Source organism: Streptomyces sp. NPDC042201 (assembly GCF_055582185.1).
On sequence record NZ_JBVJDS010000003.1, the window covers coordinates 710,906 to 736,121 of the forward strand.

Genomic DNA, 25,216 nt, shown 5'->3' on the forward strand with positions numbered 1-25,216 from the left:
ATCCAATCCAGACGTCACCGGAGGGAATTCGGGCAGGCGCAACCAACGACTGTGGTGTCTTTTCCGTGATTTCTTTCCGCCCGAAAAGCCTAGGGCGCCGGATCTGGTGAATTCCCTAAGGACAGTCCTCAGGCCGTGAACCCGGCGTGCACGTGGTCGTGATGGGTGTTGTCGGTGAAGAACTGACCGGCCGCGCCCCCGGCGAGCTGGACCGGTCCGCCGACGTTGTACGAGCCGGCCGCCGCCGCGTCCCGCATGAAGGACTCGACCAGCCGGCGCGGCGTGGCCGGGTCGACCACCGCGTGCCCGTCGATCTGCCAGACGTCGAAGGCCCGGCCGAGCGGATGGTCACTGGGCCGGTCGGTGCCGAACACATCCAGCGGATGCCCGGAGCGCACCACACTGACGTACATCCGGTAGGAACCGGCCAGCCGCAGCAGGGCCCGACCCACGCTCGGGTGGACCTTCCCGCTGCGGAAGTCGGCCCGCGCGGCGGGTGGAAACGTGATCCGCGGGTCGGCCAGCACCTGCCGCGCGGTGGTGGGCAGCGACGCCGCGGCGGCGCCGGGTCGCGCCGGGTGGAGCGCGGTGACCTCCCAGTGCGGCCGCGCCCGGCTCAGCCGTACGTCGACGGTCGTGCCGCCCGCGTGCCCCGGGATCCACTGGCGGCACACCACCAGCACGCTGGCCCTGTCCGCCAGGATCCCGCCGTACTGCGCGTCGACCACCTGGAGCGTGGCCTCGGCGGCACGGGGGAGCAGCGCCCCCGCCTGATCCACCAGCGACGGCGCCGCCCCCAGCGCGGCCACCCGCCGCTTCGCCGCCGCCGCACCGCCCTGCCCGGCGGCCCAGGCACCGATCGCCTCCACCACCTGTACGGCGCGCAGCTTCACGGCGGGGTCCACATCACCGCGGTCGGGCCGCCACGCCGTGGTCGTCGGCAGGGGCGAGGGCGGGGATCCGGACGCGGACAGCGCAGACGCCGCGCCCGACGGGCCGGCGCGTGTCGGTGAGGTTCCGGAGCAGCCGGCGGCTCCCGCCAGCAGTCCGCCGGCAGTGAGCAGCAGCGCCCGCCGGCCGAGTGGTCGTCCCATGCGGCACCTCGTTTCTGTTCCCACGCCCCGTCCGTCCTCAAGAGTGCGGGCCGCCGGGCGGTCGTGCCGGATGCCTCGCCCGCTGCCTGACCAGCCCATTCGTACGGCGGACAGCGGTTGGCCGTTCAGCTGTCTGCCACCGGACAGCCATGGACGATCAGCACAGTGCAACTGACACCAGCGTCCAGTGCATGGAGTGCGAAGATGGGTACGGCAGGCAATCAGAAGGACTTCCACAGAAGGGCCTTGCTCCAGGCAGCCCTTGTCGTGCCGGCCGCGGGCACCGCGGCGACCGTGCTCGACACCTCACCGGCCCGGGCGGCGTCGGAGAGCGGCGCGGCAGCCGGCGGAGGCCGGTTCGACACCGAGAGCCCCCGGTTCGCCGTGGCCGTCCTTCCGGACACCCAGTATCTTTTCGACGCCGACAGCTCCGACCCGGCGCCGCTGCGCGAGACATTCCGCTATCTCGTCTCGGAACGCGGCGAGTCCAACATCGCGTTCATGACGCACCTCGGTGATGTCACGGAGCACGGCACCGGGGAAGAGATCGAGCTCGCCGCCGACACCTTCCGTACCCTGCACGGCAAGGTGCCCTACAGCGTCCTCGCGGGCAATCACGACATCGCCTCCTCGACGGACGACCAGCGCGGCGACAGCGCCTACCTCAGGGCCTTCGGCCCGAAGCGCTTCTCCTCCATGCCGACCTTCGGCGGCGCCTCCCCCGACGGCTACAACAGCTATCACGTGCTGCGCGCGGCGGGACGCGAGTGGCTGGTCCTCGCCCTGGACTGGCGGGTGTCGGACAAGGGACTGCGCTGGGCGCAGGGCGTGCTCGACCGGCATTCCTCGCTGCCGGCCATCCTGACCACCCATGACATCGCGTGGTCGGACGACGCCGGCACGGCGCAGCTGTCGGACAACGGCAAGCGGCTGTGGGACGGCCTGGTCCGCGGCAACGACCAGATCTTCCTCGCCCTGGGCGGTCACTACTGGCCGCCGGGCCGCACGGTCCTCACCAACGACGCGGGCCACGACGTCCATGTCCAGATCACCAACTATCAGGACCGCTACTACGGCGGCGCCGGGATGATCCGGATGTACGGCTTCGACCTCGTCCGCGGTGTCGTCGACGTCGAGACGTTCTCCCCGTGGTTCCTCGCCCGTGATCCGCGCAAGCGGACCCCGCTGGAGGCCGAGACCATCGAACTGACCGGTCCGGTCGACCGGTTCAGCATGAACATCGACTTCACCGAACGGTTCGCGGGCTTCGCCCCGGCCAGGCCGCCCGCCCCGCGTCCGGCCGCCGCCGTGATGCCGCGTGGCACCGTCGCGTACTGGCGCTTCGACTCCTCGGGGCTGCGCGACGCCGGCCGGGCGGGCCAGCCGGTGACGGACGGGAAGGTCGCCCGTGACCTGACCGGCAACGGCAACGACCTGATGGTGCGCCGGCTGCACGCGAGCGGCGCCGACGCGCTGACCTGGTCCGCCGAGCACCACCTCGGCCAGCCGGCCCACGCGAGCCTGCGCTTCGACGGCGGCAAGGAACCGGACCGCGGCGCGGTCCTCACCACCGCCGCGGGCGCCCCGCTCAACAGCGCGACCTTCACCTCGGGTTACACCATCGAGACCTTCGTCAAGCTGCCGGATCCCTTCGACGGCAATCACGACTGGATGGGGATCCTCAGCTGGGAGGGGCGCAACGGCGACGCAGGCAAGACCACCGGCTGGTCGCCCGACGAGCCCACGTGCAGCCTCAATCTCTCCCCCGAGAGATTCCTCCAGTTCGTCGTCTACCCGCACCGGCAGGACGCCGACCCCACCTCGTGGAGCCACGCCGTCCCGGTCGGCCGCTGGATGCACATCGCGCTGGTCAACGACGGCCGCCGTACGGTCATGTATGTCGACGGATCGAAGATCGCCCGCAACCCGTCCCAGAAGTCGACCGGCATCGCCACCCTGGGCAAGCCGTTCGTCATCGGGGCCACCCAGTTCAACGAGGAGTTCGGCCAGGGCTTCTACGGCTGGATCGGTGACACCCGCATCGTGAGCCGCGCGCTCGCGCCCAAGGACTTCCTGGCGCCGTTCGCGTAAAGCGCTGGTCGTACGCCATACGGGGCCGCTTTGGAGGTCTAGACCACCGTTAGTTTTCCACAGGGCTGGCCCGGTCCTGCCGGGACGCGTACGGTTTCCAGCCATGAAGATCCTTATCAGCGCCGACATGGAGGGCGCGACGGGTGTGACCTGGCCGGCGGACGTCCTGCCGGGCACACCCCAGTGGGAACGCTGCCGCGCCTTGTTCACCTCCGACGTGAATGCCGCCGCGCTCGGCTTCCTCGACGGCGGCGCCGATGAGGTGCTCATCAACGAGGCGCACTGGAGCATGCGCAACCTGCTGCTGGAGCGGCTGGACGAGCGCGTCGAGATGCTCACCGGCCGGCACAAGCCGCTGTCCATGGTCGAGGGCGTGCAGCACGGCGACGTCGACGGCATCGCCTTCGTCGGTTATCACACCGGCGCGGGCACGGAAGGCGTGCTCGCGCACACCTACCTCGCCAACTCCATCACCGGGGTGTGGCTCAACGGCGCACGGGCGAGCGAGGGCCTGCTGAACGCCCATGTCGTCGCGGAGTACGGCATCCCGGTGGTGCTGGTCACCGGCGACGACCTGACCTGCGAGGACGCGGAAGGCTACGCGCCGGAGGCCCGCAAGGTCGCGGTGAAGGACCATGTCTCGCGGTACGCGGCGGTGTGCCGCACCCCGGCCCGTACCGCCGCCGACATCCGCGCCGCCGCCAAGGAGGCCACGGCGCTCGCCCGCCGGTACGCACCGGTCAGCGGCGGCCCGTTCACGGTGGAGCTGGAGTTCGACGCCGACCATCTCTCCGCCGCCGCCACGGTCGTGCCGGGCGTGACCCCCAGCGGCGAACGGCGTGTCGCGTACACCTGCGGGACGATGTATGAGGCCATTCGCACCTTCAAGGCGGTCACCACGATCGTCTCCGCCGCAGTGGAGGAGCAGTATGGCTGACATGACGCCCATCGACACGAGTGCCGCTCTCGATACGGCGGCGCTGGACGAGGTGGTCACCTTCACCTCCGAGCTCATCCGTATCGACACCACGAACCGGGGGAGCGGCGACTGCCGGGAGCGGCCCGCGGCCGAATATGTCGCGCAGCGGCTCGCCGACGCCGGGATCGAACCCACCCTCCTGGAGCGGACCCCCGGGCGCACCAATGTGGTCGCCAGGATCGAGGGCACGGACCCGTCGGCCGACGCGCTGCTCGTCCACGGCCACCTCGATGTGGTGCCCGCAGAGGCCGCCGACTGGTCCGTGCACCCCTTCTCCGGGGAGGTCAGGGACGGCGTGGTGTGGGGCCGTGGCGCGATCGACATGAAGAACATGGACGCGATGGTGCTCTCCGTCGTCCGGGCCTGGGCCAGGGCCGGGATCCGGCCACGCCGCGACATCGTGATCGCCTACACCGCGGACGAGGAGGCCAGCGCCGAGGACGGCTCCGGCTTCCTCTCCGAACAGCACCCCGAGCTGTTCGAGGGCTGCACGGAAGGCATCAGCGAGTCCGGGGCCTTCACCTTCCACGCGGGCCCAGGAATGGCGCTCTATCCGATCGGCGCGGGGGAGCGCGGCACGGCCTGGCTGAAGCTGACCGCCCGCGGCAAGGCCGGTCACGGCTCCAAGGTGAACCGAGCCAACGCGGTCAGCCGGCTCGCCGCCGCCGTCGCCAGGATCGGCGACCACCCGTGGCCGGTCCGGCTGACCCCGACCGTACGGGCCGCCCTCGCCGAACTCGCCGCGCTGCACGGCATCGCGGCCGATGTCCACGCCGAGGACTTCGACCCGGACGGCCTGCTGGGCAAGCTCGGCCCGGCCGCCGCGCTGGTCGAGCCGACAATCCGTAACAGCGCCAATCCGACCGTGCTGGAGGCCGGCTACAAGGTCAATGTGATTCCGGGCCAGGCCACCGCGTATGTCGACGGGCGGATGGTGCCCGGCGGCGAGGAGGAGTTCCGCACCACCCTGGACCAGCTCACAGGACCGGACGTGGAGTGGGAGTTCCACCACCGCGAGATCGCGCTCCAGGCGCCGGTCGACTCGCCGACGTTCGCCAAGCTGCGCGCCGCCATCGAGCGCTTCGACCCGGCCGGGCACGTCGTCCCGTACTGCATGTCGGGCGGCACGGACGCCAAGCAGTTCTCCCGGCTCGGTATCACCGGCTACGGCTTCTCGCCGCTCAAGCTGCCTCCCGGCTTCGACTACCAGGCGCTCTTCCACGGCGTCGACGAGCGGGTGCCCATCGACGCGCTGCACTTCGGTGTCCGCGTCCTCGACCACTATCTGCAGTCCGCTTAGGAGCGTTGTCCATGGTGTCCATGCCGTCCAAGGGGGCCTACGGAACGTGGCCGTCACCGATCGACGCCGCGCTGGCCGCCTCGCACGACGGGCGCCCGGAGTACGCCGGGGCGGTCGGTGACGAGGTGTGGTGGACCGAGCCGCGTCCCGCCGAGGCGGGCCGGCGCGCGCTCGTGCGCCGACGGGCGGACGGCCGCGAGGAGTCGGTGCTGCCGGCCCCGTGGAATGTCCGCAGCCGGGTGATCGAGTACGGCGGCGTGCCCTGGGCCGGCGCCGCACGCACCGAGGGCGGCCCGCTCGTCGTCTTCGTCCACTTCCCCGACCAGCGGCTGTACGTGTACGAGCCGGACGGCGCCGGCGAGCCCCGCCCGCTCACGCCGGTCTCCGCGACCGGCGGCGGACTGCGCTGGGCCGATCCGCGGATCCATCAGGACCGGGGCGAAGTCTGGTGCGTGCTCGAAGAGTTCACCGGCGAGCGGCCCACCGACGTACGCCGCGTGATCGCGGCCGTCCCGCTGGACGGCTCGGCCGCCGAGGACCGCGCGGCCGTACGGGAACTCTCCGACGACCGGCACCGGTTCGTCACCGGGCCCCGGCTCTCGCCGGACGGGCGCCACGCCGCCTGGATCGCCTGGGACCACCCGCAGATGCCCTGGGACGGCACGGTGGTCATGCTCGGCGAGGTGACGCGAACGGGCCCCTTCACCGGGGTCAGGCCCGTGGTCGGGGACACCGACGAATCGGTCGCCCAGGTCGACTGGGCGCCCGACGGCTCGCTGCTCTTCGTCTCGGACGCCGGCGACTACTGGGAACTTCAGCGCGCGCGCCTCGGACCGGACCTGGACGCGCTCGCACCCGGCGTCATCCCGAGCACCACGCTGTGCCCCGGCCGGGGGGAGGAGTTCGGCGGGCCGCTCTGGAAGATCGGACTCCAGTGGTTCCACCCCCTGGAGAACGGGCTGATCGCCGTCATCCACGGCAAGGGCACCACCGCCCTCGGCATACTCGACCCGGCGACCGGTGAGCTGGTGGACGCCGCCGGGCCCTGGACCGAATGGGCCGCCACCCTCGCGGTGCAGGGCACCCGCGTGATCGGTGTCGCGGCGGGTCCGCACAGCGGGTACGAGGTCGTCGAGCTGGACACCGCGACGGGACGGGCCCGGGTGATCGGCTCCACGCACCACGACGCGGTGGACCCCGCGTATTACCCGCAGCCCCGGATCCGTACCTTCACCGGACCCGGCGACCGCGAGATCCACGCCCATATCTATCCGCCGCACAGCCCCGGCCACAGCGCGCCCGACGGCGAACTGCCGCCCTATGTGGTGTGGGCCCACGGCGGGCCCACCGGCCATGCCCCGCTCGTCCTCGACCTGGAGATCGTCTACTTCACCTCGCGGGGCATCGGCGTCGCGGAGGTCAACTACGGCGGCTCCACCGGCTACGGCCGGGAGTACCGCAACCGGCTGCGCGAGCAGTGGGGTGTCGTGGACGTCGAGGACTGCGCGGCAGTCGCCGAGGCCCTGGCCGCGGAGGGCACCGCCGATCCGGCCCGGCTCGCCGTGCGCGGCGGCAGCGCGGGCGGCTGGACCACCGCGGCCTCCCTCACCACCACCAGCGTCTACGCCTGCGGCACCATCATCTATCCGATCCTCGATCTGCTGGGCTGGGCCACCGACGAGACGCACGACTTCGAGTCGCGGTATCTGGAATCGCTCATCGGACCGCTCGCCGAGGTCCCCGACCGCTACCACGACCGTTCGCCGTCGCAGCACGCCGACGCGATCACCGCGCCGTTCCTCCTGCTGCAAGGGCTGGACGATGTGATCTGTCCGCCCGTCCAGTGCGAGCGGTTCCTGGAGCGGATGGAAGGACGCTGCATTCCGCACGCGTACATCGCCTTCGAGGGCGAGGGACACGGCTTCCGCAGGGCCGACACCATGGTCCGCGCGCTGGAGGCCGAACTGTCCCTGTACGCGCAGACGTTCGGCATCACCCGCACCGACATCCCGAGGCTGGAGCTCAAGAAGTGACCGTCACGCCGCTGACCAGGCCCGCGCGACTGCGGCCGGGGGCCAAGGTCGCCGTCGTGGCGCCCAGCGGCCCGCTGCCCGCGGACCGGCTCGAAACGGGCCTCGACATCCTGCGCGGCTGGGACCTCGACCCCGTCGTCGCCCCGCACGTCCTGGACGTTCATCCGCGGCTCGGCCATCTCGCGGGCACGGACGAGGACCGCGCCCGCGATCTGCAGGAGGCGTGGTGCGACCCGTCCGTCTCCGCCGTGCTCTGCGCGCGCGGCGGCTACGGAGCACAGCGCATGGCCGATCTGCTGGACTGGACCGCGATGCGGGCCGCAGGACCGAAGGTCTTCGTCGGCTACAGCGACATCACCGCCCTGCACGAGGCGTTCGCCGTACGGATGGGCCTGGCCACGCTGCACGGCCCGATGACCGCCGCGGTGACCTTCCTGAAGGACGCCAGGACCCAGGAGTCGCTGCGGGCCACGCTGTTCGAGCCCGAGTCGGTACGGACGCTCGGCCTGGACACGGCCCGCGCGCTGGTGCCCGGCCGGGCCAGGGGCGTCACGCTCGGCGGCTGTGTCAGCCTGCTCGCCGCCGACCTCGCCACGCCGCACGCGCGTCCCTCGGCCGCCGGCGGGCTGCTGCTGATCGAGGATGTCGGAGAGGAGCCGTACCGTCTCGACCGCGTCCTTACCCAGCTGCTGCGCTCCGGCTGGCTGGACGGCGTCGCCGGGATCGGCCTCGGCTCCTGGGCGGAGTGCGGCCCGTACGAGGACGTGCGCGAGCTGCTGCTCGACCGGCTCGGCGGCCTGGGCGTACCGGTCGTCGAGGAGCTGGGCTTCGGTCACGGCGAGACGGCGCTGACCATACCGCTGGGCGTGCCCGCGGTCCTGGACGCGGAGAGCGCCACCCTCACCCTGGACGTGCCCGCGCTGACCTGACCCCACGACCGCCCGGCCAAGACCGACCGGACAGGACCTAACGACCTGGTGCACGATAGCCAGTGGATCAGCGAGCGGCGTCATGCGGCTTCGCATCCAAGGCGGAGGAGGGAGGCGACGCGGAGCGTCGTCGACTGACGACAACGCCGGAGGCGGAGTCGCAGGGCGTCGGGAGCCCGCTGGCTATCGTGCACCAGGTCGTAAGCTGGCGCGATGCCCGCCGTTCCCACCCCGCTCGCCGAGGGCCCGCGCACGCTCATCCGGCCCTGCCGCCACGAGGACGCCGGGGAGTTCACCGCCGCCGCCCGCGCGAGCAGGGCCCTGCACCACCCGTGGCTCTTCCCGCCCGAGCACGCCGAGGCGTACGCGCAGTACGCGAGCCGGCTCATCGACGACCCCGCCAAGGCGGGCTTCCTGGTCTGTGCCCGGGACGACGGCCGGATCGCCGGCTTCATCAACATCAACAACATCGTCCAGGGCGGCTTCCTGAGCGGCGCGCTCGGGTACGGCGCCTTCGCGCACGCCGCCGGCCGCGGTCTGATGACGGAGGGGCTCGGGCTGGTCCTGCGCCATGCCTTCGGCCCGCTCGGTCTGCACCGGCTGGAGGCCAACATCCAGCCCCTGAACACCGGATCCATCGCGCTCGTGCGGCGCGCGGGCTTCCGGCTGGAGGGCTTCTCGCCGGACTTCCTGCACATCGACGGCGCCTGGCGCGACCACGAACGCTGGGCGGTCACCGCGGAGATGCCGGCCCTCAGCGGCCCTTGCGGTTGATCTTCATGGTGTCCATGTCGGTCACCGTGGAGCGCAGCCCGCGATAGCCGCAGCCGAGCCCCTTCAGCGCCGTCTCCGCCCGGTCCTCGGCCAGCACGGCCGCCATCTCCTCGCCGTCCGCCACGTCCGAGACCACGACATAGCGGTAGCTGAAGTGCCGGAGCGCCGGGTCGTAGGTGAGCGAGCCCTCCGGGGTGAACCGCATCTGCGCCAGACCGTGCTGGTCCACGTCCGCGAGCAGCCGGGTACGGGCCTCGTCCGTCAGCCCGTCCCACGTCCCGCGCACGATCACCCGGTACGTGTGTTGCGTGGTCATCCCGCTTACCGCCTTCTGTCCGCGTCTTCTGTCCGTGGCGGCCGTGCAGGTCCGCCGTACCGCTTTGAGGATGAGCGTACGGCGGTGAGGATGGTCCGCATGCGGAATATCGTGGTGATCGACGCGCCCTCCAACGCGGCGAGGAGCTGGCGCTCTCCACAGGACGCGGCCAGCGGGACCTGACCGATCTGGAGTTGATCGTGGGAGCCTTCACCGACGGCGACGCACCGGCGGCCGAACGGTAGCCGATACCCCGGCCGGCGCCCCGCGCGGGTGGACGCCGCTCCCGCGCGGGCGGACACCGGTGACCGTACGCCCCGAGGGCCCCTGGTCAGCGGGGCGTTCACCGTGTTCCATGGTCGACGGGCCACCGGCCAACGGAGTCGCCGGCCGCCCGCGTGAACGAAGCGAGGTTACCGTGGCCACGACCGTGCGACGTGCCGTACTGACCCTGCCCGCCGCCCCCTTGGGGCCGGAGAACCCGCTGCCCGCCCTGGGGGTCCTCGACGAGACGCACACCCTCGACGAGCGCGCCAAGGAGCGGCTGCCGCGCGACATGGTGCGGCAGATCGGCTACGAGCCGCTGCGTACCCTGCTGCCCGTCCGGATTCTCGACGGATACGAACGAGAACGTACGGACACGGATCTCGACGCCGTCGTGATCGAGAACGACCGGCTGCGGGTCACCGTACTGCCCGGTCTCGGCGGCCGGATCCACTCGCTGCACCACAAGCCGACCGGCCGTGAACTGGTCTACCGCAACCCGGTGTTCCAGCCCGCGAGCTTCGCGCTCAACGGCGCCTGGTTCTCCGGCGGTATCGAGTGGAACATCGGCGCCACCGGCCACACCACCCTGTCCTGCGCGCCGCTGCACGCCGCTCTCGTACCCGCCCCCGACGGCGGCGAGATGCTCAGGCTCTGGGAGTGGGAGCGCCTGCGCGACCTGCCGTTCCAGGTCGACCTGTGGCTGCCCGACGGCTCCGACTTCCTCTACGCCGGAGTACGGATCCGCAATCCCCACGAGCGGGCGGCGCCCGTCTACTGGTGGTCCAACATCGCGGTCGAGGAGGACGAACACACCCGGGTCCTGTCTCCCGCCGAGTCGGCCTGGCACTTCGGGTACGAACGTGACCTGCGCCAGGTCCCGGTGCCCGAGTTCCGGGGCGAGGACCGTACGTACCCGCTGCGCGGCGACGTCCCGGCCGACTACTTCTACGACGTGCCGGACGAGGAGCGGAAATGGATCGCCTCGCTCGACGCGAACGGGACGGGGCTCGTCCAGACATCGACCGACGCACTGCGCGGCCGCAAGCTCTTCCTGTGGGGCGCGGGCCGGGGCGGCCGGCGCTGGCAGCGCTGGCTGACCGAGCCGGGCACCCCCGGATACGCCGAGATCCAGGCCGGGCTCGCCCGCACCCAGCTGGAGCACGTCCGGCTCGAAGGCGAGGCGGAGTTCAGCTGGCTGGAGGCGTACGGACCACTCGCCGCCGACCCCGCGACGGTCCACGGAACCGACTGGGACCGGGCCCGCGCGGCGGCCGCGGACCGGCTCGAAGCGGTCCTTCCGCGCGCGGAGGTCGACGCCGCGTACGCGGCCTGGCTGCCGTACGCCGACGCCGCGCCGGGGGAGCGTCTGGCGACCGGTTCCGGCTGGGGCGCGCTCGAAGTGCTGCGGGCCGGGCACAAACTTCCTGGCACGCCCTTCGAGGAGTCCACGCTCGGCGAGGAGCAGGAACCCTGGGTGGAGCTGCTGACCAGCGGGCTGCTTCCGGAGCCACGCGTGGACGCCCCGCCGGGCCCCACGCTCGTGGCGCCGCACTGGCGCGACATGCTGGAGACCGCCCCGGCCGAGCCGCTCACCGAGTACCACCTCGGTATCGCGCAGTGGCACGCCGGGGATCTGGCCCAGGCCGTGCGCAGCTGGGAGCGCGGGCTGAAACTGGCGCCCTCGCGGTGGCCGCTGCTGCGCTGTCTGGCCGTCGCCGACCGGCAGAGCGGCCACCCGGACCTCGCCGCCGACCACTACGCGGCGGCGTTCGACGACCTCTGCGCGGGGCGCGGCGACGACGGCGAGGCATGGACCGCCGTGCACACCGCCCTTGGCCGCGAGGCCGTCACCGCGCTGCTCGCGGTGGACCGTACGGCCGAGGCGCGCCGGGTCTGGGACCGGCTGCGGCCGGACGTACGGCGGCGCGGCGCGTTCCGGCTCGTCGAGGCGCGACTCCTGCTCGCCGAGGGGGAGAAGGACGCGGCCCGCGCCGTCTTCGACGCCGGTTTCGAGGTGGCGGACCTGAGGGAGGGCGCCGAGACGCTGGGTGAGGTGTGGGCAGCGCTGACGGACGATCCGCTGCCCGACGCCTATGAGTACCGGATGCGGCCGGGGGACTGAGCGAGGCGCACGGCCCCGTCACAGGCTCCCGCCCCGTCACAGGGCCCGCCCCGTCACAGAACCCGTCTTGTCACGGGCCCTGGACCACTCGGCGGTCGACGTACTCGAAGACCGAACCGTCGGGGTGCAGGGCGATCAGATTGCGGCCCGCCGGGGTCGGCACCGGTCCCGCGAGGACCCGGGCGCCGACCTCGGTGAGGGCGGCGAGCGCCTCGTCGACGTCCTTGACGGCGATCGTCGCCGTCACCTTGCGCAGGACATCGATCTCCGACGCGGGTCCGCTCATGAGGAGGAAGCAGCCGACGGCGGCGACCGAGACCCCACCGCGCTCGAAGCGGAGCGCGGGGCTTCCGGTGAGGCGTTCGTAGAACACCACCGAGGTCTCCAGGTCGTCGACGCAGATGCGCAACGTGGTTCCCAGGATTTCCATACGGAACACCCTAGTTGGCCGCGCCGGGACAGGTGATCGATTCGGGCGGCAAGGGGGTCACACCCGGCAGAGGATCTCGCCGTGCGGGACCATGAACCAGGCGTCTTCGGCGCGGCCCCACTCCCGCCAGGCCTCGGCGATCTCCGCCAGCCGCCCGCGTGTCGTATGGCCGCCGGCGACCGCCAGGCCGGCATAGCCGGACGCGGTGGTGCGCTCCGCCCACAGGCCGCTCCACCAGTCACGCTCCTCCGGAGTGGCGAAGCACCAGGCCGTGGCGGTCGCGGTGATGCCGGTGAAGCCCGCCTGCCGCGCCCAGGACAGCAGCCGGCGCCCGGCGTCCGGCTCACCGCCGTTGGCGCGGGCCACCCGCCGGTACAGCTCCTGCCAGCCGTCCAGCACCGGCACCTCGGGGAACCAGGCGAAGGCGCCGTAGTCCGCGTCGCGCGCCGCCACGACGCCGCCGGGCTTGCACACCCTGCGCATCTCGCGCAGAGCCTGAACGGGATCGCCCACATGCTGCAGGACCTGATGGGCGTGGACGACGTCGAAGGAGTCGTCGGGGAAGTCCAGCGCGTGGACATCGGCGACCGCGAAGCGAATGGTGTCCACGCCGGCCGCGTCCGCCGTCCGCCGGGCCTGGTCCAGGATGTCCGCCGCGGCGTCGACCGCCGTCACCACGCCCGGCGCGACGAGCGCGGCCAGGTCGGCGGTGATGGTTCCGGGGCCGCAGCCGACGTCCAGCACGTCCTGGCCAGGACGCAGTTCGCCCAGGAGGTACGCCGCGGAGTTGGCGGCGGTGCGCCAGCGGTGCGAGCGCAGCACCGACTCGTGATGCCCGTGGGTGTAGACCGCGGTCTCCTTCGGCACGGCAGGACTCCTAGCGTGAGGCAGTCCGGCCACGGTACGCCGCCATGTCGGATAATGAGATACGCGTCTTGCTATGTGGTCGGATGCGCGGCGAACCCGGCACGCCCGGCCTCCGCCCACTCCTTCCGGGTGAGTTCGTATGCGACATCGCCCTGCTCCGACCCCTCGATGGTCTCCGGCCACTCCTCGAAGAACGTGCGGACATACGTCAGCCCCGCCTTCTCCATCACGCGCCGCGAACCGGTATTGACCGTCATGGTCTGCGCCGTCACCCGCTCCGTGCCGAGGTCGGTGAAGGCCTTGCCGACCAGGGCGCGTGCGCCCTCGGTGGCGTACCCCAGGCCCCACGCCGCACGGTGCAGCCGGTAGCCCAGCTCGACCACGTCCCAGCCTGGTTCATCGCCGGGCTCCAGCGAGAACCAGCCCAGCCACGCCCCCGTGGACCTCTCCTCGGCGGCCCAGAAACCACGGCCGAGCATCCGGGGCAGGGTCAGGCGGCGGACCGTGTCGCGGGAGACCGGACGGCCGGCGTCGATGAACCGCCGCACGCCCGGGTCGTTGTCGAGCGCGACGAGCCGGTCGAGGTCGCCCTCGGTGAAGGACCGCAGCCTCAGCCGCGCGGTCTCCAGGAAGAATCGAGGATCCATGGCCGCGATCCTCGGCCGCCCCGTCCGTGCCTGTCCATCGGGTTTCCGTGCCGGTACGGACCCCGAGGCGGTCCCCGACGCAGACCCCCTGCCGCAGGGCCTACAGCAGGGCCTGCGGGCGGTAGACCGTCAGTGCCTCGATCGCCTTGTCCAGTATCAACTCGCGTGGCGCCTCGGCCACTTCACCGTCGAACGCCAGCGGTGTACCCGGCGCGATGTCCGCGATCCTTACCCGCCGCATCCGCTCCGCCGCGTGCACCGGCGAGCGGCTCAGCGGTCCGGCGAGCGCGGCGGCGAGCAGCCGCAGTCCGGGGGTGCGGCCGCCGTGCACGATCCGTACGTCCAGCAGACCGTCGGCCAGATCGTGCCGCCGGCCCGGGGTCGGCCCCATCCGCTGGTAGATGCAGTTCCCCGCGAACAGCAGCCACAGCGCCCGGTGCCGGCCCTCGAACTCCGCCGCCAGCTGATGTTCCCCGCGCAGCACCTTCAGCGCCGCCAGAACCCCGGCGGGCCAGCCGCCGATCCGCGGCGCCCAGTGCTCCCGCACCCGTACCAGCTCCGGATAGACGCCCAGGCTGAAGGTGTTGAGGAAGTGACCGGACTCCGCTCCGTCCGGCCCCGGGGTGAAGCGCCCGAGGTCCACCCGGACGGCGTCCCCCTCCGTCAGCGCCCTGACCGTGTCGTGCACGTCCTCGATGCCGAGGTCGTACGCGAAGTGATTGAGCGTGCCGCCGGGAAAGACGGCCAGCGGCAGGCCGCGCCGCGCGGCGAGGGCCGCGGCCCGGTTGATCGTTCCGTCACCGCCGAGGATGCCGAGGGCGCGGCAGCGGCCCGCCGCCTTCTCCAGCTCGGTGTCCATCTCCTCGGGCTCGCACTCCACGATCTCCGCGAGCGGCAGCGCGTCACGCACCAGCGTGGCGGTCTCCGACGAACCGGACGCGCGGTTGACCACGACGACCAGATCCCGGCCGCCCGGCAGCGCGGGGGCCTCGGCGTACGGCCGCCCCGGTGACGGCATCTGGGAACGGGTCGGTACGATCCCGCGCACCGCGAAGGCCGCGCCCACCCCCAGTGCCGCACCCACCAGCACATCGCTCGGATAGTGGACCCCCGTGTACACCCGGGAGAGAGCCACCGCGGCGGCCACGGGCGCCACCACGGCGCCCCAGCTCTTGGACTCCAGCGCAACCCCCGTCGCGAAGGCGGCGGCCGAGGCCGCGTGCCCGGACGGGAAGGAGGTTGTGAACGGCTGCCGCTTCAGCTGCCGTATCAGCGGCACGGCGTCGAGCAGCGGCCGCTGACGGCGCACCGCCCGCTTGCCCACGGTGTTGATGGCGGCCGAGGCGAGCCCCAGCGACACCACGCCCCGCAGGGCGGCGCGCCGCGCACGCGCCCCGCGCCCCAGCGTGGCGATGCCCGCCGCGGCACCGAACCAGAGCAGTCCGTGGTTGGCGCCGCGGCTCAGCCGCGGCAGCACAGGATCGGCGCCCGGCCAGTGCCGGGTGGCGACGGAACGGAAGACCTGCTCGTCCCAGGACTCGAGCAGTGCGGCGATCCTGGCACGGGTTCCCGGAGTCGCCTGGTGGGCCGCAGAGGTGTCGAACATGGAACGCGGGTACCCCGCGGATGGCGGACCCAAGCAGCCCGTACGGCATCCGGACGGACAGACGGACGGACAGACGGGCGGACGGACGGGCCGGCTCGCGCCCGCGCCCGTGCCCGCTCCTCGGCGCTCGCGCGGGAGCGCACGCGGCGGAGAGCCGGCGTGCGCTGCCGTCGACGGCCAACCGCCGGGCGTCCCCGTGGGCGCACCGGCGGGTACGGACACGGCCGTCCCGGGTAGCAGGGGGGAGCGGAGCCCGGGGAGCACGCAGTGCGGAATCTCCGTATAAAGGGCTCAAGGCCCGTGCGACGGGCCGTTGGGCCCGGCCGGTGGGCCGGGCTTCCGGCGGGTGACGGCTGGAGGTGGCGTATGCGGCGGACCGCTCCCGAAGGCCGTGGCCCCGTCCGGTTCGGCCCGCCCGCCCCCGAGTCGGGGCTGCCCGCGCTGCCGGAGCTGGTCGACGTGTGCGCGGCGGCCGCCGGACGCTCCTCGGCCGAGGAGCCCGGCGGTGACGCGGTGCTGCGGGAGGCCGCCTGCGGCTACTGGGGGCGGCGCGGTCTGCGCACGGCACCGGACGACGTGGCCGCCGCGCCCGGCGCGCAGCCCCTGCTGTTCGCGCTGCTCGCCGCGTACGGCGGGGACGTTCTCATGCCGAGGCCCTGCCCCGCCTGGTGGACCCCGCAGGCCCGGCTTCTCGGGCGGCCCGCCTACCATGTGCCGACCCCGGCGGAGGCGGGCGGCGTGCCCGATCCGTACGCCCTGCTGGAGACGGTCCGCCGGGTACGCGCCGAGGGCGGCGCCCCCCGGGTCCTGCTGCTCTCCCTCGCCGACGACCCCACCGCCACCGTCGCCCCGCCCGAGCTCGTCCGCGAGGCCTGCGAGGCCGCGGCCGACGAGGGGCTGCACATCATCAGCGACGAGACCTGGCGCGACACCCTGCACCGGCCGCACGAGACGGTGCTGCTCAGCCCGGCCGAGATGTGGCCCGACGAGGTCGTCATCGTCTCCGACCTGGCGGGCGCGCTGCTCCCGGCCGCCTGGCCGATGGCCGTCGCACGCTTCCCCGCCACCCCGGACGGAGCCGCCCGGCGGGCCAGAACGCTCGACATCCTCACCGCGCTCGGCGCGATGGTCGCCGGTCCCGTCGCCGCGGCCGGGGCCCACGCGCTGGACGAACCCGGTCCTGTCACGGCCAGAGCGGCGGCCGCGGCGGCCCTGTACGCGCGCGTGACCGCGGCCGCCCACCGTGCGGTGCTCGTCTCCGGCGCCCTCGCCAGGCCCCCGCAGGCGGGCCGTCATCTCTACGCCGACCTCGGGCCGCTGCGCGCCCGCCTGGCCGCCCTGGGGGTCACCGACTCGATGGAGCTGGAGAACCATCTGAGCGAACGCCTGGGGATGCCCGTACCGGGCGGCCACCGCTTCGGGGACGAACTGGGCGCGCTGCGCGTACGCCTGTCCACCGGACCGCTGCTCGGATCAACCCCGCGGCAGCGCCTGGAGTCCCTCACCGCGCCCGACCCCCTGGAACTGCCCCATGTCGCGCGAGCGCTCGACGTGTTCGGATCCGCCTTCGACGAACTGCGGTGAGCGGATCCTCTATGACGGAACGAACCGGGCGAACCGACCGCGCGGAGCGAACCGGTGCCTCACGTCTCCTGGCTCTCCGAGCCGGGCCTGCGCAGTCGGCGCCACAGCGCCGGGGCGCCGCTGACCACCACCGTCAGCACCACCGCCGCGAGCACCCCTTCCCAGGGCCGGGCGAAGAGCGACCCGCCGAGGACCCCGATCAGCTGATACGTCGCGGCCCAGGCCAGACAGGCCGGCACATCGCCCCGGGCGAACCGCCGCAGCGGCCAGTTCGCGAGCAGACAGGCCAGCATCACCGGAATCCGCCCGGCCGGTACCAGCCGGGACAGCACCAGCACCGTCACGCCGTTCTCCCGCAGCTTGCGCTGCGCCTGCTCCAGCCGGTCGGGCGGGGCATGCCGGCGCAGCGCGGCCAGCCAGCGCGAGCCGTTCTTCGAGCCGACGCCGCGCCGCCCGAGCCAGTAGAGCGAGACATCGCCGAGGAAAGCCGCGAAGGCCGCCACGACGAATATGTAGACCATCGAGAGCGGCGCGGTCTGGTGGAAGGCCACCACCGCCGCCGAACTCACCACCGCGCCCGTCGGCACCACCGGCACCAGCGCTCCCAGCGCCACCAGCAGAAAGAGCGACGGATAGCCGACGGCCTGCTGGGTCGACTCGGCCGGCAGCTGCGACATGAGCTGGTCAATCACCGCGTGACCTCCGGCCGCACACTCTCGCCGTGCCCCAGCAGATGCACCGTCACCTTCGGCGCGAGCCGCGCCGCGTTCCGTACGAACTCGTCGCCCGGCGAGAAGAACTCGTGGGGCCTGACGCCGTCCAGGCCGATCGGCCAGTACGTGCCGTAGTGCACCGGCACCGCCGCGCTCGGCGCCAGCCGGACCAGCGCCTGCGCCGCCCGCTCCGCGTCCAGATGCTCGGGCCCCAGATGGGGCCCCCAGCCGCCGACCGGCAGGAGCGCCACATCCACCGGCCCCACGGCGTCCGCCATCCCGTCGAAGAGCCCGGTGTCACCGGCGAAGTAGGTCCGCGACTCACCACTGATCACATAACCGAGCGCGGGGGAGCGGTGCGGCCCGACCGGGAGCCGTCGTCCGTCGTGCCGCGCGGGCACGGCCCGTACCCGCAGCGGCCCGATCTTCACCTCGTCGCCCGCGTCGACCTCGGTGATCCGCAGCCCGGCCGGATTTCTGCGGCAGTCGAGCCTTCTGAGCCCGGGGACGGACCGCGCCGCGTCGCGCGGCACGATCAGCAGGGTGCCGGGCGCGAGTCTCGCCAGCGACCGCGGATGGAGATGGTCGGAGTGGAGATGCGAGACGAGCACCGCGTCGGCGACCGTGGCCCCGGCAGGCGGTACGGCTCCGAGACGGCGGCGCAGATGGGCCAGCCGGCGTACGAAGAGCGGGTCCGTCAGCACCCGGACCCCGGAGTCCTCGACGGTGCAGGTGGCATGGCCCCACCAGGTGATGACAGTTCCCAACCCGACCTCAGCTCCGTCCGCCCGGGGAGGTGTACGCCCCGGGCACGATCTCCGTACTCAGCGTACGGCGGGTACCCGCACGGGGTGGCCGGGATGCGCGGCGTCGCCCGCCGCCCGCCCGCGCGCGCCGCAGGCCATCCGGTGCGCTCCTCCCTCCCGGGGCCGCACGCGGAGTAGGGTCTGCGGACCAGGGCGAGTGCGGGGGCACGGGGGGACGGACATGGATGCGTTACGAGTGGCTGCGATCGCCAGCCTGACCCCACTGGAGGAACTCGACCGCGTCCCCTTCCTGGTGGACACCCGCGGCCAGCACGCGATGTGCGCGCGGTGGGCCGAGGACAAGGGCTATGCCGTCACCACGCAGCTGCTCCTCTACGGACTGCGCCCCGGCCACCGCGGGTTGTGGGCGGATGTCGAAGAGGGGCAGGTGGACCTCTTCGTCGCTGCCAACGAGCGGGTGCTCGACCGGGCGTTCACCTCGGCGCCCGCCTTCGCCGCCGAGTGCGAGCGCAGGGGCGTACGGCTGGAGACCGTCGGCCTGGACGAACCCCCGTACGACGCCGCCATGAAGGCCGATGTGCACCGCAGGCTCTCGATGCCGACGGCCGGGTACGGCGGCTGCTGACCGTACCGCCCGGGGACCGCGGCGAGCTGTGTCAGGCTGGGCCGAGCCCGTGGGTCGGTACGGGCCCCGACGTGAGGTGACAGCGGAGTGCTCCAGGGGCGATGGCGAACGACGGGCAGAGCCCTGCTGCGGGTGATCATCGTGTGGCTGGTGTCCACGCTGACCCTGCTGGTGCTCGCCGGCATCCTGCCGGACTTCCAGCTCCAGTCCGACGTCGGGGACAGCGCCACCAGGACGGCGGTCACGGCGGCCTGGGGCGCAGGCGCGTTCGGGCTGCTCAGCGCGCTGGTCTGGCCGCTGCTCGTACGGGCGCTGCTGCTCGTCCCCGCGCTGATACTCGGGCTGCTGGTGTTCTTCCTCAACGGCTCGCTGCTGCTGATCGCACTCTGGCTCATTCCCGACGGCCGGGGCGCCGCCAACCCGGAGACCGCGGTGGTCGTCGCCGCGGTGATGTCCGCCGTGGCCTCCGCCACCTCCACGGCGCTCGCGGTCGGCGACGACGGCGCCTACCGGCGAAGACTCTGGCGCCTCGCCGACCGGCGGCGCCGCAGGAGCGGCGAGGACGGCAGCCACGGCGGTCAGCCCGGCACGGTCTTCCTGCAACTCGACGGGGTGGGGCACCAGGTGCTGCTGGACGCCGTCGCCGACGGGGTGATGCCCCATGTCGCCGGCTGGCTGGGCAGCGGACGGTCGGGATCCATGGCCGACTCCGGGCAGCCGACGCACCGGCTGACGCCCTGGCGCACCGACTGGTCCAGCCAGACCGGCGCCAGCCAGCTGGGCATCCTGCACGGCTCCAACCACGACATCCCCGCGTTCCGCTGGTACGAGAAGGACAGCGGCCGGATCATGGTCAGCAACCGGCCCGCCAGCGCCGCGGAACTCCAGCGCCGGGCCATCGAACGCACCGGCGACGGCGGGCTCCTCACCCTCGACGGCGCCAGCCGCGGCAATCTCTTCAGCGGCGGCGCCGACCAACTGGCCCTGGTGCTCTCGATGGCCGCCAGACGCGGCAGGGCCAACCGCTCCCGCGCCGGCTACTTCGCGTACTTCTCCGATCCGGCCAACGCCGTCCGTACGGTGGTCTCCTTCGTCGCCGACGTCGGCCGCGAGATCGGCCAGTCGACGCGGGCGCGGCTGCGCGGCGACCGGCCGCGGGTCGGCCGGGGCGGGCTCTACCCGTTCATCCGGGCCTTCGCGACCGTCGTCGAGCGGGACGTGGTGGTCGCGGCGGTGATGGGGGACATGCTCGCCGGACGCACCGCCGTCTACGCCGACCTCGTCGCCTACGACGAAGTGGCCCACCACTCGGGACCGCACAGCCGCGACGCCGCGCGCGTCCTCGAACGCCTCGACCGCTCGGTCGGCCTGATAGCCAAGGTCGCCGAGCACGCGCCCCGTACGTACCGGATCGTGCTGCTCTCCGACCACGGCCAGAGCCCCGGCGAAACCTTCGAAGGCCGCTACGGGCTCACCCTCAAGGACCTGGTCAGAGCGGGCTGCGGACTGCCCGTGTCGCGCAAGGCCGAGCGGACGAAGAGCGGCGCGGAGGCGCGTGACGCCGCACGGCACGCCGTACTCAGCGCGCTCCACCGGCCGATGGGGGAGGAGGACACCGGGCGGAAGCCCGCGCAGGACTCGGAACCGATCGTGCTCGCCTCCGGGAATCTCGCCCTGATCTCCTTCCCCGAAGTGCGGGGGCGGATGAGCCGCGAACAGATCGACCGGCGCCACCCCGCGCTCCTGCGGACCCTCGCGGGACACCCGGGGATCGGCTTCCTGCTGGTCCGCAGCGAGAGACACGGATCGGTGGTGCTCGGCCCTGACGGGGTGGAGGTCCCGCTCGCCGAGCTCGGTGACGAAGGGCCGCTCGCCGCCATGGGGCCCGGCGCGGCCGACGCCGTACGGCGCACCGACACCTTCCCGCATGTCGCCGACATCATGGTCAACTCGATGTACGACCCGGCGACGGGCCGGGTGCACGCCTTCGAGGAACAGATCGGCTCGCACGGCGGCCTCGGCGGCGAACAGTCGCGGGCCTTCCTGCTGTCACCGCTGGTGCTCTCGGCGCCGGTCCCCGACAGCGGTGAACTCGTCGGCGCCGAAGAGGTGCACCGGGTGCTCGCCCGCTGGCTGCGCGAAGGCAGCGGACCGCAGGTGCCGCTCGGACCCGCGGCGGAACCCCGTCCGGCGGAATCCCGTCCGGTGGAGCTCCGGCCGGTGGAGGGGCCGTCGGCGCAGGCGCAATCGGGCGACGTACGGCCCGCTGCGGCGCGTTCGGCCGAGGGCGAAAGGAATTCGGCGTAACGAACGTCCCCCATACGGGCGATTTCCGGCGGTAGCAGGACGAGTCGCGGCCGTTGATGGGCAGGGGTGGCATGTCCAGGAGGTCGTGCCCATGCGCCACGCCGCGTCCGTCATCCCCAGCACCGCAGCCGCCCGCGCGGCTGCCTCCGCGCGCCGGACCGCGCTGGTGACCCTGCTGGTGCTGGTCGCGCTCCTGGGCATGTCGCTCGATGCCCGCTCCGCGGTGGCGCGGGGCGCGGAGTCCCGGCCACCCGCCTCGGCCGCCCCCGATCCCGCGGGCGAGGGAAAGCAGGACACGGCCGAGACCGAACAGGCCGCCCCCTCCAGGACCGAGCGGGCGGGCAGGTCCCGTATCGAGCCGTTCCCCCGCTCAGGCCCGCAGGCGGGGACGGAACAGGATCCGTACGCCGGGCGCCGCGCTCCGGCCGGGCCCCCGCGGGCGCCGAGTGCCTCGCGCTGTGTGGTGCTGCGCTGCTGACAGGCCCGAGGGCCCCATGTGCCCATCGAGTCACAGCAGTTGCTTCAGCCCCATCTCACAGCGAGGACACCACCATGCCTATTGACCCCTTCGCCGCACTCAACGCCATGCTCCGCGCCGAAGTCGCGCGCGCCGACGTGTCAGAAGCCCGTCGACGGGCCTCGCGCGGTTCCGACCGGGACGCCGAGCCCGTAGCCGCGTCCGACGGCGGGGCCGCGGACGGAGAACGCACCGAGAGCGGCAGTCCGCAGTAACGCCCTGACCGCACGCCCGGCCGCGCCGCTCTCGGTGGGCGCGGCCGGGTCGCGGGCCGGTCCGGCCGGCCGGCGGAAGAGCCGGCCGGCAGGCGGAAGCCGGGGAGAACGGGGGAAGGGCCGTGGGCGCGGCGGCCCATGGCCCTTCCCTTCGGCACACCGGTTTCCTCAGCGCACCGGCGCGCCGGGCCCGAGCGGTATGCCCACCGCCCACCAGATGAGGAACAGTGCCGTCCACGCGACCGTCATGGCGACGGCCAGCGGCAGTGTGTACGAGGCCAGCGTGCCGATGCCGGCGCTCTTGCGGTACCGCTGGAGGAAGCCCAGGGCCATCACGAAGTACGGACTCATCGGGGTGATGGCGGTCGACCCCGAGTCCGCGATCCGGAACAGCGCCTGCGTCGTCTCCGCCGGGACGCTGACGAGCATCAGCATCGGCACCAGGACCGGCGCGGCCAGCGCCCACATCGCCGACCCGCTGGTGACCATGACATTGACCAGGGTCAGCAGCACCAGGATCAGCAGGAACACCAGGACGATCGGCATCCCGCTCTGTTCCAGCGCCTCGGCGGCCCTGACGGCGAGCACATCGCCGATATTCGTCCAGTCGAAGTACGCGAGGAACTGGGCGATGGCGAAGAACAGCACCAGCACCGGCGCCATCTGCATGACGCCCTGCCCCATCAGTTTCGGTACGTCGCCCGGTGAGGTGATCGAGCCCGAGCGGTATCCGTACACGATGCCGACCAGTCCGAAGACCAGGGCGACGACCGCCGCGATGCCGTCGAGGAGCGGCGAGTCCACGATGCTGCCGCCCTCGCCCCGCAGCGGCGACGACTGCGGCAGCATCACCGCGACCAGCACCACGAGCGTCGCCACCAGGCTGAGGACGGCAGCGCGCAGCGCCGAGCGCTCCCGGGGGCTGAGAGTGAGCGCGCCGAGGTCTTCGAGGTCGGCGTCCGGGTCGGCGTCGAGATCGGGCCGCCGGCTCAGGACGAATTTCGTCACGAGCGTGATGACGGCCGCGAGCAGCAGCGACGAGGCGATGTTGAAGAACCAGTTGCTCAGCGGTGAGACATAGGCGGCGTCGCCTCCGACGATCCGCGCGGCCGCGGTGGTGATGCCGGCGAAGATGGCGTCGTTGGGCGTGGGGATCGGGCTGGCGTCGTACCCGGAGGCGATGGCCGTGTAGGCGACGACGATACCGAGGATCGGGGAGCGTCCCACGGCGCGGAAGGCCAGACCGCCCAGCGGTACGAGAATGATGTACGCGGCGGCCGAGGCGACATGCGCCACGGTGCCGGCGAACGCGACGGCGAACACCACCCAGGAGGCCGGCACCCGCGAGACGCTGACCCGCATCAGCGCCGCGAGGAAACCGGTCCGCTCGGCGACGGCGACGCCCATGATCACCACCACGATGGTGGCCATCGGCGGGAAGGTGGCGAAGTTCTCGATCATCGTCGAGACCGCCATGGACAGTCCGTCACCGCTGAGCAGATTCTGAACCGCGACCGTCTTGCCGTCGCTGGGAGCGACGACGGAGACATCGGCCGCGGCCAGCACCGCGCTGATGACCGCGAGTACCGCGGACAGGATCCAGAACAGCCAGAACGGATGCGGCAGCGCGTTGCCCGCCCGTTCGATGACGGCCATCGCGCGGACGACGCGCGGCAGCCGGGTTCCGTCGGGGGGTGGGGAGGACATACCGGGTGGCGAGGGCGTACCGGCGGGGGCGGGGGTCGGCGTGGTCATGGGAGCGGCTCCTTGCTCGGGTCCACGGTGTCAGGTGGAGGGGTTCTGCGGGAGGGGTCAGCGCCGGTGGGACGGGGGAGTGCGGAACTGGCGCAGGAACTGCCACATGACCTCGTGCGCCTCGATGGTCTGCGTGGTGTAGCCGCCGCCGCTGTAGATGTCGGCGCCCGGCCAGGTGTGTCCGCCGTCGGTGACCGCGACATGCCGGACCTCGGCCCCGCGGTCGCAGCCGAGCCGCCGCGATACGGTGATGTCGGGCTCGGTCACCCGGTCACGGGCGCGCAGGACACAGCCGTTGAGGCCGGCCCAGCCCGCCACCCAGTCCTGAATGGCGGGGAGTCCGCGCTCGGCGTCGCCGGCGTACGGGATGGTCGCGTCGCCCGTGCCGTGGAACTCGATGACCGGGACCGGCCGGGAGGGCTCGCATGCCTCACCGGTCGGGTAGAGGGCGGCGGCGACGGGGGCGATGGCGGCGATCCGGTCGGCCGTACGGCAGGCGAGCAGCGTCCCGACGAAGCCCGCTCCGTTGGACTTTCCGGTCGCGTACACCCGCCGCTCGTCGACGCACAGCGTGTCTTCGAGCCGGTCCAGGAGGTCTTCGGTGAACGCGACGTCGTCGACGCCGGCCGCCGCGTAGGGAGCGCCCTGCCAGGCCTGCCGGTCGCCGTCCCCGGTACCGATCACGCCGTTGGGGTAGACGACGACGGCGGGCAGCGTCGACAGCTTGGAGAACTCCTCAGTCCCCGCGCCGGTGTTGCCGCGGCCGTGGAAGGCCAGGATGACCGGCCAGTCGCGCTTGTGGCTGTATCCGGCCGGGAGATGGAGCTGATACGTCCGGTCGCGGCCGCCGCTGGTGAGGGTGTGCTGTTCGCTGGTGCCGGGCTGCTGAGGGGCGGGCAGCCGGCATGCCTTGGAGGCCGCGGCGGGTGCTTTGGCCGCGCCGCCGGGTGCGGCGGTGGCGGTCCCGGCGCCGGTGGCTCCGAGGGACAGGACGAGGCCCAGGGCGGCCGTCGCCGTCCGCCGCAGGGGGCGGGTGGTACGACTCTTCCGGCTGCTGTGCGGGGTGCCAGTCATGGCAGGCTCCTTCTGCCGGACGCCTGGGGCGGACGGCTCACTGATGTGCGGGCAGGGGTGCCCCACGCTGCGGGGGGCGGGGATCGCGGTCCGGGGGCCTGAGGTGCGACGAGCGTCGTACGGGCCCGGCGGCGCGGGAAGGTCCGGCCCACGGCACCACGCGCGATGAGGCGGGCGCGGTGCCGTGGGCGGAGGGTGCGGGGT

22 protein-coding genes are annotated in these 25,216 nt (G+C 72.8%); 12 read left to right on the forward strand and 10 right to left on the reverse strand.

The annotated features are described in order from the left end of the window. Nucleotides 1–128: 128 nt before the first annotated feature. Nucleotides 129–1,094: a hypothetical protein gene (locus ACZ6MZ_RS10585; RefSeq protein WP_469351051.1), complete on the reverse strand. Its 966-nt coding sequence runs from the start codon at nt 1,092–1,094 to the stop codon at nt 129–131. Between the two features lie 204 nt (nt 1,095–1,298). On the opposite strand from ACZ6MZ_RS10585, the gene ACZ6MZ_RS10590 reads away from it, so the two are divergent. From ACZ6MZ_RS10590 to ACZ6MZ_RS10615, 6 genes are all read left to right on the forward strand, one after another. Then, nucleotides 1,299–3,185: a LamG-like jellyroll fold domain-containing protein gene (locus tag ACZ6MZ_RS10590; RefSeq protein ID WP_469351054.1), complete on the forward strand. Its 1,887-nt coding sequence runs from the start codon at nt 1,299–1,301 to the stop codon at nt 3,183–3,185. Nucleotides 3,186–3,288: 103 nt separating this feature from the next. Then, a complete protein-coding gene (locus ACZ6MZ_RS10595; RefSeq protein ID WP_389784883.1) occupies nt 3,289–4,122 on the forward strand; it encodes a M55 family metallopeptidase in 834 nt (277 codons plus the stop codon). Nucleotide 4,123: 1 nt separating this feature from the next. Continuing rightward, complete coding sequence (locus ACZ6MZ_RS10600) at nt 4,124–5,464, forward strand: M20/M25/M40 family metallo-hydrolase (RefSeq protein WP_384181486.1); 1,341 nt, start codon at nt 4,124–4,126, stop codon at nt 5,462–5,464. A 20-nt stretch (nt 5,465–5,484) separates the two neighbouring features. Further along, the gene (locus ACZ6MZ_RS10605; RefSeq protein ID WP_469351139.1) at nt 5,485–7,497 is read left to right on the forward strand and encodes a prolyl oligopeptidase family serine peptidase; all 2,013 of its coding nucleotides are present in this window, start codon (nt 5,485–5,487) and stop codon (nt 7,495–7,497) included. Further along, on the forward strand, nt 7,494–8,426 hold the full coding sequence (locus tag ACZ6MZ_RS10610; protein ID WP_389784885.1) for a S66 peptidase family protein: 933 nt from the start codon (nt 7,494–7,496) through the stop codon (nt 8,424–8,426). Before ACZ6MZ_RS10605 ends, ACZ6MZ_RS10610 begins: the two co-directional genes overlap by 4 nt. Before the next feature lie 213 nt (nt 8,427–8,639). Then, nucleotides 8,640–9,200 carry a GNAT family N-acetyltransferase gene (locus ACZ6MZ_RS10615; RefSeq protein ID WP_469351056.1) on the forward strand — a complete coding sequence of 187 codons (561 nt, stop codon included), beginning with the start codon at nt 8,640–8,642 and terminating at the stop codon, nt 9,198–9,200. Here the strand turns inward: ACZ6MZ_RS10615 and ACZ6MZ_RS10620 are convergent. Beyond that, nucleotides 9,181–9,516, reverse strand: coding sequence for a DUF6204 family protein (locus ACZ6MZ_RS10620; RefSeq protein ID WP_384181349.1), 336 nt, complete (start codon nt 9,514–9,516; stop codon nt 9,181–9,183). The two genes, ACZ6MZ_RS10615 and ACZ6MZ_RS10620, sit on opposite strands and share 20 nt — an antisense overlap. A gap of 418 nt (nt 9,517–9,934) precedes the next feature. On the opposite strand from ACZ6MZ_RS10620, the gene ACZ6MZ_RS10625 reads away from it, so the two are divergent. Continuing rightward, a complete protein-coding gene (locus ACZ6MZ_RS10625) occupies nt 9,935–11,905 on the forward strand; it encodes a DUF5107 domain-containing protein (RefSeq protein ID WP_469351057.1) in 1,971 nt (656 codons plus the stop codon). A 70-nt stretch (nt 11,906–11,975) separates the two neighbouring features. Here the strand turns inward: ACZ6MZ_RS10625 and ACZ6MZ_RS10630 are convergent, their stop codons facing one another. From ACZ6MZ_RS10630 to ACZ6MZ_RS10645, 4 genes are all read right to left on the reverse strand, one after another. Further along, the gene (locus tag ACZ6MZ_RS10630; protein WP_384181353.1) at nt 11,976–12,335 is read right to left on the reverse strand and encodes a VOC family protein; all 360 of its coding nucleotides are present in this window, start codon (nt 12,333–12,335) and stop codon (nt 11,976–11,978) included. A gap of 57 nt (nt 12,336–12,392) precedes the next feature. Then, nucleotides 12,393–13,202, reverse strand: coding sequence for a class I SAM-dependent methyltransferase (locus tag ACZ6MZ_RS10635; protein ID WP_469351059.1), 810 nt, complete (start codon nt 13,200–13,202; stop codon nt 12,393–12,395). 71 nt (nt 13,203–13,273) lie between these two features. Next, nucleotides 13,274–13,849 (reverse strand): GNAT family N-acetyltransferase, encoded by a 576-nt coding sequence (locus ACZ6MZ_RS10640; protein WP_469351061.1) that lies wholly within the window; start codon nt 13,847–13,849, stop codon nt 13,274–13,276. Nucleotides 13,850–13,949: 100 nt separating this feature from the next. Then, nucleotides 13,950–15,455 (reverse strand): bifunctional phosphatase PAP2/diacylglycerol kinase family protein, encoded by a 1,506-nt coding sequence (locus tag ACZ6MZ_RS10645; RefSeq protein ID WP_389784898.1) that lies wholly within the window; start codon nt 15,453–15,455, stop codon nt 13,950–13,952. Nucleotides 15,456–15,821: 366 nt separating this feature from the next. Between ACZ6MZ_RS10645 and ACZ6MZ_RS10650 the strand changes: the two genes are divergently transcribed. Beyond that, nucleotides 15,822–17,039 carry an aminotransferase class I/II-fold pyridoxal phosphate-dependent enzyme gene (locus ACZ6MZ_RS10650; RefSeq protein WP_469351063.1) on the forward strand — a complete coding sequence of 406 codons (1,218 nt, stop codon included), beginning with the start codon at nt 15,822–15,824 and terminating at the stop codon, nt 17,037–17,039. A 59-nt stretch (nt 17,040–17,098) separates the two neighbouring features. On the opposite strand, the gene ACZ6MZ_RS10655 is transcribed toward ACZ6MZ_RS10650, so the two are convergent. After that, complete coding sequence (locus tag ACZ6MZ_RS10655; RefSeq protein ID WP_386876757.1) at nt 17,099–17,716, reverse strand: DedA family protein; 618 nt, start codon at nt 17,714–17,716, stop codon at nt 17,099–17,101. A gap of 11 nt (nt 17,717–17,727) precedes the next feature. Further along, entirely contained in the window at nt 17,728–18,519 is a 792-nt protein-coding gene (locus tag ACZ6MZ_RS10660; RefSeq protein WP_384335175.1) for an MBL fold metallo-hydrolase, read from the reverse strand. Between the two features lie 220 nt (nt 18,520–18,739). Between ACZ6MZ_RS10660 and ACZ6MZ_RS10665 the strand changes: the two genes are divergently transcribed. The 4 genes from ACZ6MZ_RS10665 (at nt 18,740) to ACZ6MZ_RS10680 (ending at nt 22,183) form a co-directional block, all read left to right on the forward strand. Next, nucleotides 18,740–19,144, forward strand: coding sequence for a hypothetical protein (locus tag ACZ6MZ_RS10665; RefSeq protein ID WP_384181365.1), 405 nt, complete (start codon nt 18,740–18,742; stop codon nt 19,142–19,144). Between the two features lie 87 nt (nt 19,145–19,231). Beyond that, the gene (locus ACZ6MZ_RS10670; protein WP_469351066.1) at nt 19,232–21,451 is read left to right on the forward strand and encodes a phage holin family protein; all 2,220 of its coding nucleotides are present in this window, start codon (nt 19,232–19,234) and stop codon (nt 21,449–21,451) included. 91 nt (nt 21,452–21,542) lie between these two features. Continuing rightward, nucleotides 21,543–21,929 (forward strand): hypothetical protein, encoded by a 387-nt coding sequence (locus ACZ6MZ_RS10675; RefSeq protein WP_389784903.1) that lies wholly within the window; start codon nt 21,543–21,545, stop codon nt 21,927–21,929. A gap of 74 nt (nt 21,930–22,003) precedes the next feature. Then, entirely contained in the window at nt 22,004–22,183 is a 180-nt protein-coding gene (locus ACZ6MZ_RS10680; protein WP_386876091.1) for a hypothetical protein, read from the forward strand. A 168-nt stretch (nt 22,184–22,351) separates the two neighbouring features. Here ACZ6MZ_RS10680 and ACZ6MZ_RS10685 read toward each other — a convergent pair whose 3' ends face one another. Then, entirely contained in the window at nt 22,352–23,938 is a 1,587-nt protein-coding gene (locus ACZ6MZ_RS10685) for an AbgT family transporter (RefSeq protein WP_389784905.1), read from the reverse strand. Nucleotides 23,939–23,995: 57 nt separating this feature from the next. Continuing rightward, nucleotides 23,996–25,012: a CE1 family esterase gene (locus ACZ6MZ_RS10690; protein ID WP_386876089.1), complete on the reverse strand. Its 1,017-nt coding sequence runs from the start codon at nt 25,010–25,012 to the stop codon at nt 23,996–23,998. Between the last annotated feature and the right edge of the window lie 204 nt (nt 25,013–25,216).